This window comes from Microbispora sp. NPDC088329 (assembly GCF_040685655.1).
GTDB lineage: Bacteria > Actinomycetota > Actinomycetes > Streptosporangiales > Streptosporangiaceae > Microbispora.
Genome location: NZ_JBFBIP010000022.1, coordinates 138855 through 147509 on the forward strand (window position 1 = coordinate 138855; position 8655 = coordinate 147509).

An 8655-nucleotide genomic window follows, 5' to 3' on the forward strand; every position below is an offset into this window, starting at 1 on the left:
GGCGTGGACATCAACCACCTGCAGATGCGCCCCATCGGACAGGTGAACTGAGGCGTCGTTCCGGCGCCGGCGCGAAACCCCCGGGTGACCGGGGGTTCCGCGTCCCCGGTCCTACGACCAGCCCTGCAGGCCGGCGCCGTACGGATAGAGGGGGTCGCCGTAGGTGGTGGGGACGGTCTGGCCCGCGTCGATGCGGGCCCGGATCTCCGACCGCTGGGCGGCGGTGGCGCCCAGGTCGTAGGGGAGGTTCCAGTCCTCTACGGCGTCGGCGAGCACGTCGCCGCCGCCCGGCTTGAGGATCTGGTCGAGGCCGCGCGGGAGCTGCCACGGCAGGCGGCCGCGCGGCGTGTAGTCGCCGAACAGGAGGCTCGCCGTGGCCGGGCCGACCTCCTCACCGCCCCGGTACGTCACCACGACGGCGTCGGCCAGGCCGTTCCACTCGCTGATGACGATGGGCCGGGGGAGGGTCAGCACGACGACCACCGGGATGCCCTGGTTCTTGAAGTTCTGGATGACGGCGAGCTGGTCGGCGGGCAGCTGGGGCTGCTCCTTCACCCAGGCGGTGGCGTGCGTGTAGGTCGGCTCGCCGACCGCCACGATCGCGAGCTTGGGCGAAGGCCCGGTGTCCTGGTGGACGTTGACGCCCATGGTGGCCGCCCGCGCCTTAACCGCCTCCAGGAGCGTCTGCGAGCCGTACTCCTGGTGGAAGAAGCTCGTCCAGATGCAGCAGGACGATCCGTCGGTGGCCCGCGGACCGGCGACCACGACGTTGTCGCCCGCCTTGAGCTTCAGCGGCAGCACGCCGTTGTTCTTGAGCAGCGTGACGGACTCCCTGGCGGCCTGGTTGGCGAGCGCGACGTACGACGGCTGGTGGAAGCGGTAGGGACCGTTCACCGGGTCGCCGTACGGACGCTCGAACACGCCGAGCGTGAACTTCAGGCGCAGGATCCGGGTCACCGCGTCGTTGATCCGCGCGATCGGGACTCCTGCGAGGAACGTCGCCATCGTGAACCCGGTGGCTCCGGGGTCGGCGCCGCCCATCACGTCGGAGCCGGCGTTCGCGGCCTTGACCCAGACCGACGACGGCAGCCAGTCGGTGGTGATGAGACCGGTGTAGCCCAGGTTGTTCCGCAGGTAGTCGAGGATCGGCTTGCTGTCGCCCGCGCCCGACCCGCCCGGGTCGAGGTAGGAGCTCCCGGCGTAGCCGGGCATGATGTTGACGGCGCCGGCCTCCATCGCGGCCCTGAACGGGATCATGTGGTACTTGATCGTCACCGCGTCGTAGGTGATGCCGGCCTCGCCGCCCGCGCCCTCGCCCGGCCAGTGCTTCACGGTGGCCAGCACCGAGGCGGGGTTGAGCTCGGGGCCGCCCTGGAGCCCGGCCACCAGCGCGCGGACCTGGGCGGCCGCGACGTCGGCGTTCTCGCCGTTGCCCTCCTGGATGCGGGGGTAGAGGACCTTGGTGCCGACCTCGGCGAGCGGGCCGAGCACGCCGCGCGCCCCGACCTCCAGTTCCTCTCGGCGCTGCATGTCGCCGAGTTTGTAGTCGAGCGCGTAGTCCTTGCCCGCCGCGAGCGTGCTCTGCAGCGGATAAGTGGTCTGGTATCCGGCGATGGTGTCGCCCGCGGAGACCGGCGGAATGCCGAGCCGGGTTCCGGACGCGCTCAGCAGCACGGCGTGCAGGTCGTTCGGCAACGCCGGGCCGAAGTGCCAGCCCGACAGCGGGTAGGCCTGGGCGTTGTAGAACATTTGGTACGCCTTCTCCTCGGGGGTCATCCTGCCGAGAAGGTCGTTGACGCGGGTTTCGACGGGCAGCCGCCAGTTCTCGTACGGCTCGATCGTGCCGTTCTTGTTGAGGTCGCGGGCGCCGTTGACGATCGGGACGCCGTCGGCGACCTGCTCGATTTCGGGCAGGTAGAGGCTGAAGGTGCGGATGTTCGAGGTCGTCCTCGCGCCCGAGCCGCTCACCGCGACGACGAACCACTTGTACGTCCACCGGTCGGGGATGTCCCAGGCAGGCGTGTAGCTCGTGCCGGTCGGCTCGGCGACCTTGGTGTAGAGGTCGATCAGGTTGCCCGAGGCGGTGAAGTCGTAGTCGGTGCGGCTGACGTTCAGCCAGACCTCGTAGCGCACCGCGCCGGAGACGGCCGCCCAGGAGAACGCGGGCCGCCGGGTGTCGGTGACCATGGCCTTGTCGGCGGGGGCGGACAGCGCGAACTGGCCGGTGACCGCCGGGGCCTTGGCAGGCGGGGACAGCAGGGGAGCGGTCGTGGCCGCCGTGTCCACGGTGCCGAAGACCTGGAACTCCCACAGCGAGTAGCCGTAGCCCGTCGCCCGGGCGGTGCCGACGAAGCGGACGTAGCGGCCGTCGCCGGTGACGTTCAGGTTCTCGACGCCGCCCCTGCCGGTGGTCGTGGTGTGGATCGGCGTCCATGACGTGCCGTTGGCGGACACCTCGATCCGGTAGCCGGTGGCGTACGCGGATTCCCAGTTGAGCGTGACGCCCGTGATGTGCCCGGTGCCACCGAGGTCCACCCGCAGCCACTGGTCGTCGGAGTACTGGCTCGACCAGCGGGTCGTCGTCCGCCCGTCGAGCGCCGCCGCCGGGGCGTTGCCGCCCTCCCACGACGAGGCCGTCACCTGCTTGTACGCCGAGATCGGCGTGCCGGTCGGCGGTGGGTCGGTGGTGCCGCCGCCGCTCGTGTGGACGGCGAACTCCCACAGCGAGTAGCCGTAGCCGGTGGCGCGGGCGGTGCCGTACAGGCGGACGTAGCGGCCCGAGCCGGTGACGTCGAGGGTTTGCGTGCCGCCGGTGCCGGTGGTGGTGGAGTAGACGTCGGTCCAGGTGGTGGCGTTGTCGGACGCCTGGATCTTGAAGGCCGTGGCGTAGGCCGCCTCCCAGGTCAGGACCACCTTGCAGATCGTCTTGGCCGAGCCGAGGTCGACCTGCAGCCACTGCGGGTCGGCGGCGGCGCTCGACCAGCGGGTGCCGGTGTCGCCGTCCACGGCCGCGGACGCGGGCGTGCCGGCGTTCTCGGTGGACGAGGCGGTCGCGGGCCGGTTCAGCGCGGCGTTCGGGCCGGTGCAGCCCGAGGACGTGCCGGTCGTGCCGTAGACCTGGAACTCCCACAGCGAGTAGCCGTAGCCGGTGGCGCGGGCGGTGCCGTACACGCGGACGTAGCGGCCCGAGCCGGTCACGGTGAGGGTCTGGGTGCCGCCGGTGCCGGTGGTGGTGGAGTAGACGTCGGTCCAGGTGGTGGCGTTGTCGGACGTCTGGATCTTGAACGCCGTGGCGTAGGCGGCCTCCCAGGCGAGGGTGACCTGGCTCAGCGTCGCCGTGGTCCCGAGGTCGACCTGGAGCCACTGCGGGTCGCCGAACGCGCTGGACCACCGGGTGCCGGTGTCGCCGTCCACCGCCGCCGAGGCGGGCGTGCCGGCGTTCTCGGTGGACGAGGCCGTCGCGGTCTTGCTCTGCGACAGCAGTACGGGCGCGGCGTGCGCGGGCCCGGCGACGACGCTCGCGAGCAGCGCCAGCGCCACCGCCAGGACGAGAGCGAGCCCGTGCCGGAGCGGAAGGGTGTGTCTCATGGCGTCTCCTGTCCGCGCTACCAGCCGACCGCGACCAGCAGCCACTGCGGGTCGCCGTGCGAGATGAACGACGAGTGGCCCGCGTAGTCGTCGTAGGGGAAGCCGTAGGCGAGCTTGCCGATGGCGTGGTCGTGCCAGAACTTCGCGTAGTAGTTCGCCGGGGCGGCCTTGTAGTGGTTCGCCGCGTCCGACTGCTGGGCGTCGGACATCCCGGCGACGTGCCGGTTCAGCGCCGCGCACATCTTCGGGGCCTCGGCGAGCGGTCCGGCGCACCCCGTGACCTGCGAGGTCGTCGCCGTCACGCCCTGCTGAGCGGCGTAGCCGGTGAAGTAGTTCGCGTACGCCCCGCCGGGCTGGAAGATCGACGCGCTGCCCGGGGCCGGGATGCGGTACGGCGCCTGCACCTGGGCCAGTTGCTTGAACTCGGCAGGCACCTCGTCGATGAACCGCTGGAACGTCGCCGCGCGGGACTCGGCGAAGGTGGCGTAGTCCTCGCCGACGGCGACGTCGTAGCCGTCGCGGGCGTGCAGGCGCATCGCGAGCTTCAGGCCGAACGCGTCCACCCGGGTCGTGTTGCCGTTGAACACCGACGGGCCGACGGTGAACTCGATGAAGTCGTAGTACTGGCTGGTGGGGGAGCCGAGATAGAAGTACATCCGGCCCGCCGTGTTGGCCGGCATGTCGAAGTAGGGCTGCTCGGCGATCGAGTGGACCTGGCCGTTGTAGCTCCAGTAGACCTGCGAGTCGGGATACCGGCCGTTGGTCCTGTTGAGGATCTTGACCATGACGACGTTCCTGGCCGCCGGGATGGTCGAGGTGTCGCCCCAGAAGGCGTCGGGCGGGGTCGTCGGGCCGGTCGTCGGATCCGTCGAGCCGCCCGTGGTGTTCACGGTGAAGCTCCACAGCGAGTAGCCGTACGCGGTGGCGCGGGCGGTGCCGTACACGCGGACGTAGCGGCCCGAGCCGGTGACGTCGAGGGTCTGCGTGCCGCCGGTGCCGGTGGTGGTGGAGTAGAGGTCGGTCCAGGTGGAGGCGTTGTCGGACGCTTGGATCTTGAAGGCCGTGGCGTAGGCGGCCTCCCAGGTCAGGACGACCCTGCAGATCGACCTGGTGGAGCCGAGGTCGACCTGGAGCCACTGCGGGTCGCCGAACGCGCTGGACCAGCGGGTCGCGCCGTTGCCGTCCACGGCCGCCGACGCGGGTGTCCCGGCGTTCTCGGTGGAGGAGGCGGTGGCGGGCCTGCCCTGTGCTGCGTCGGTCGTGCCGCAGGTGGCGGAGGACGTCGTGCCGTAGACCTGGAACTCCCACAGCGAGTAGCCGTAGCCGGTGGCGCGGGCGGTGCCGTACACGCGGACGTAGCGGCCCGAGCCGGTGACGTTGAGAGTCTGCGTGCCGCCGGTGCCGGTGGTGGTGGAGTAGAGGTCGGTCCAGGTGGAGGCGTCGCCGGACACCTGGATCTTGAACGCCGTGGCGTAGGCGGCCTCCCAGGTGAGGGTGACCTGGCTCAGCGTCGCCGTTGCGCCGAGGTCGACCTGGAGCCACTGCGGGTCGCCGAACGCGCTGGACCAGCGCGTTCCGATGTTCCCGTCGACGGCGGCCGACGCCGGTGTGCCGGCGTTCTCGGTGGACGAGGCCGTCGCGGTCCTGCCCTGCGACAGCAGCGCGGGCGCGGCCGCGGCCGGTGCGGACACGGCCGCCGCCGCGACGACGCAGGCCACGACCAGGACCAGTGCGCTGAGCACGGCCGTCAGGGCGCGGCGCGTGGGATGGATCCTCGAACGCTGTCTCATGATGGCGATCTCTCTTCGGGGGGTGAACGGGACGAGCCCTGACCAGAGAATGATCGCCTTCGATACTTAGGTCAATACTTGAATTTAGTGTGCAAGAAAAAGATCTTGACACGCGGCGTCTACTGTCGCGTACGACCGGGATTCGCCGGGGGCCGGGCGCGATCCTCGGCAGTAGGGGCTGCCGCGTTCGGCGGACGGCGGCCCGGCTCCGGGCCGCGGGGGCACGTCAAAGCCGGCTGAACACGGAGGTCAGCGTCTCGATCTCCTGTGCGGAGAGCTTGTCGGTGAAGTGGCGGCGTACCGCGGCGTCCAGGCCGGGGTGTGCGGCGGTGATGGCCGCGCGCCCGGTGTCGGTGAGGGTGACGATGACACCGCGGGTGCGCTCGCGGGTGACGAGTCCGCGCTCGCTCATGCGGGTGAGCTGGTGGGAGATGCGCGTGCGATCCCAGCCGAGTGAGGCGGCGAGCTCGCTCTGGCGCAGGGCGCCTCCCGCCTTGACGAGGTTGACGAGAATCGTCAGGTCCGGCTCGGACAGGTTCGCCGCCTCGGCGGTGTCCGCGATCACGAGAGCTCGGACGATCTCGTGGGCGCGCTTGAAGGCGACCCAGAAATCGACGGGCTCCGGTGCGGCGCCTGTCGCGGCCTCGTTCGACGCGGCGGCCTCTTCGCCCTGTGTTGACATATCAACGCGCCTCTTCCTAGTGTTGAGATGTCAACGTTAACAAACGGCCGCACCCGTGGCGTCCCCGTCCCACCCTTCACGCTCCACAGGAGGCACCATGCAGACCCGACAACTTGGAACCGGTGGCCCCCGGGTCGCCCCTGTCGCGCTGGGCTGCGCCGGCATGTCCGACCACACCGCCCCCGCGGATGAGGGCGACGCCATCGCCACGATCCGTACGGCCCTCGACGCCGGCATCACCCTCCTCGACACCGCCGACTTCTACGGCATGGGCCACAACGAGGACCTCATTCGCCGCGCCCTGCGCGCCGGTGATCGCGACAAGGTGCTCCTCAGCGTCAAGTTCGGCGGTCTGCGCGGTCCCGACGGAGCCTTCGTCGGCATCGAGGGCCGGCCCGCTTACGTGAAGAACGCGCTCGCCTACTCGCTGCGCCGCCTCGGCAGCGACCACGTCGACATCTACCGCCCCGCTCGCCTCGCCCCCGACACCCCGATCGAGGACACGATCGGCGCGATCTCCGAGCTGGTCCAGGCCGGGTACGTCCGCCACATCGGGCTCTCCGAGGTGGGGCCGGAGACCATCCGCCGGGCCCACGCCGTGCACCCGATCTGCGATGTGCAGATCGAATACTCCCTGTTCAGCCGTGGTCCCGAGACCAACGGCATCCTGGACACCTGCCGCGAGCTGGGGATCGGCGTCACCGCCTACGGGGTCCTCGCACACGGCCTGCTCACCGGTGCCTATCGGCAACCGGCCGAGGGCGACCCGCGCGCCCACTGGCTGCCCCGCTTCCACCCCGGCAATCTCGCCGCGAACCTCACGCTCGTCGACCGGCTGCGGCCGCTCGCCGACGCGCACGGCGTCAGCGTCGCGCAACTCGCCACCGCCTGGGTCATCGCCCAGAGCCGCGAGCGCGGCACCATCGTGGCCGTCCTGGGCACCCGCCGGCCGCGCCGCGTCGAGGAGGCCCTGGCCGCGGCCGGCGTCGCCCTGACCGACACGGACCTCCGCGCGATCGACGAGGCCGTCCCGGCCGGCGCGGTGGCCGGCACCCGCTACGCCGCCCCTCTCATGGCCCTGCTGGACAGCGAACGCGTTCCTGCACCGTCTACAGAAAGAACAGGTCGCTGATCATGAACACCTCTCAGTCGCCGCTCGCCGAGCCGGCCCGGTCCGGAAAGCCGATCGGAGTGGGGATCATCGGACTCGGGGCGAACGGAGGCTGGGCCGAGCGCGCCCACCTGCCGGCCCTGCGTGCCGTCCCGGGTTACGAGCTGAGGGCCTCGCCGCGAGCTCGAAACAGTCGGCGGAGCGCTCCGGCCACAAGCACGGTGTGTCGCGCACCTTCGGGACCGCGGCAGAACTGGCCGCCTGCGACGAGGTGGACCTCGTGGTCGTGGCGGTGAAGGTGCCGCATCACCGGGAGCTGGTGCGGACGGCGCTGAGCGCCGGCAAGAGCGTGCTGTGCGAGTGGCCGCTGGGCAACGGGCTCGCGGAGGCCGAGGACATGGCGCGGCAGGCACGCGGCCGCGCGCTGCCGACCGTCGTCGGACTCCAGGCGCGGTCGCACCCGGCCCTCGCCTACGTGCGGGATCTCGTGGCCGACGGCTACGTGGGGGAGGTGCTGTCCACGACGGTCGTCGGCTCCGGCGGCGCCTGGGGCGCCACCGTCGGCCCCGGCGATCACTACGTGCTCGACGCCGCCAACGGCGCGACACTGCTGACCATCCCCTTCGCCCACACCCTCGACGGACTCGCGTCCGTCCTGGGAGAGCCCGAGGACCTGCGGATCGACCTGGCGTCGTGGCGTACGTCCGCCGTGGACACCGAAAGCGGACTGCCCGTGCCCATGACCGCCGCGGACCAGGTGGTGGCCTCGGGACGGTTGCCGGGCGGCGCGGTGGTCACCTTCCACTACCGCGGAGGCGTTTCCCGGGGCATCAACTTCCGCTGGGAGATCAACGGCACCGAGGGCGACCTCGTCATCACCGCCCCGATCGGCCACCTCCAGCTCAGCCCGATCACCATCGAAGGCGGCCGCGGGACATCCACCGGACTCGCTCCCCTGACGGTGCCGGAGTCATACGTTCGCGTCCCGCGGCTGGACCCCCACGCCGACGCGCCGGCCTACGCGGTCGCGCACGCCTACCAGCGGTTCCTGGACGACCTGCGCGAGGGCGGTACGCCGGGCGTACCCGATTTCACGCACGGCGCCGCCCGGCACCGTGACATCGAGTCCGCGATCACGACGGCCTGACCGGACGTACGGGCCTCGGCTCCGCACGCGGGAGGCGCCGGCGGCGGTGAAGTACGCCGCCACCTCCGCGGGGAGTATTCCGGCTTCGCGGAGACCCGGCCGAAGGCGAGCCAGAAACGGAAGCGGGTGCCCCGCGACTCGCGTCACGGGGCACCCCGGGTGAATCAGATCGGCGCGTCAGCGCCGTCGATCTGCCCTCTGGCCGACGAAGGTGTCTCCTGTCTGCTCGCTCGCACCGGGCAGGTCAGGTCTGGTTGAACAGCGAGAGGGTCAGGGTGGAGTGGTACTCGCCGGCGGCGACGTCGACCGGGGTGCGCAGGGCGAGGTCGGCGTTGAC

Annotated in this window: 5 protein-coding genes; 2 read left to right on the forward strand and 3 right to left on the reverse strand. The window is 71.1% G+C overall.

Features of this window, described 5'->3' with window-relative positions; translation table 11 throughout:
- Window positions 1-111 precede the first annotated feature (111 nt).
- The 3 genes from AB0O28_RS32025 to AB0O28_RS32035 all read right to left on the reverse strand — a co-directional run bounded on the left by AB0O28_RS32025 (window position 112) and on the right by AB0O28_RS32035 (window position 6060).
- Window positions 112-3588 (reverse strand): discoidin domain-containing protein, encoded by a 3477-nt coding sequence (locus tag AB0O28_RS32025; protein WP_363646297.1) that lies wholly within the window; start codon window positions 3586-3588, stop codon window positions 112-114.
- Window positions 3589-3605: 17 nt separating this feature from the next.
- Entirely contained in the window at window positions 3606-5378 is a 1773-nt protein-coding gene (locus tag AB0O28_RS32030) for a discoidin domain-containing protein (RefSeq protein WP_363646298.1), read from the reverse strand.
- Window positions 5379-5604: 226 nt separating this feature from the next.
- On the reverse strand, window positions 5605-6060 hold the full coding sequence (locus tag AB0O28_RS32035) for a MarR family winged helix-turn-helix transcriptional regulator (protein ID WP_363646299.1): 456 nt from the start codon (window positions 6058-6060) through the stop codon (window positions 5605-5607).
- 97 nt (window positions 6061-6157) lie between these two features.
- Here AB0O28_RS32035 and AB0O28_RS32040 point away from each other — a divergent pair, with 97 nt between their 5' ends.
- A complete protein-coding gene (locus AB0O28_RS32040) occupies window positions 6158-7192 on the forward strand; it encodes an aldo/keto reductase (protein ID WP_363646300.1) in 1035 nt (344 codons plus the stop codon).
- A 91-nt stretch (window positions 7193-7283) separates the two neighbouring features.
- Complete coding sequence (locus AB0O28_RS32045) at window positions 7284-8318, forward strand: Gfo/Idh/MocA family oxidoreductase (RefSeq protein WP_363646304.1); 1035 nt, start codon at window positions 7284-7286, stop codon at window positions 8316-8318.
- The last annotated feature ends 337 nt before the right edge of the window (window positions 8319-8655 follow it).

What these genes read in the sequence shown, in the direction of transcription:
- AB0O28_RS32030 (WP_363646298.1), bottom strand. Translation starts at nt 5,378, where the DNA reads ATGAGACAGCGTTCGAGGATCCATCCCACGCGCCGCGCCCTGACGGCC.
- AB0O28_RS32035 (WP_363646299.1), bottom strand. Translation starts at nt 6,060, where the DNA reads ATGTCAACACAGGGCGAAGAGGCCGCCGCGTCGAACGAGGCCGCGACA.
- AB0O28_RS32025 (WP_363646297.1), bottom strand. Translation starts at nt 3,588, where the DNA reads ATGAGACACACCCTTCCGCTCCGGCACGGGCTCGCTCTCGTCCTGGCG.
- AB0O28_RS32040 (WP_363646300.1), top strand. Translation starts at nt 6,158, where the DNA reads ATGCAGACCCGACAACTTGGAACCGGTGGCCCCCGGGTCGCCCCTGTC.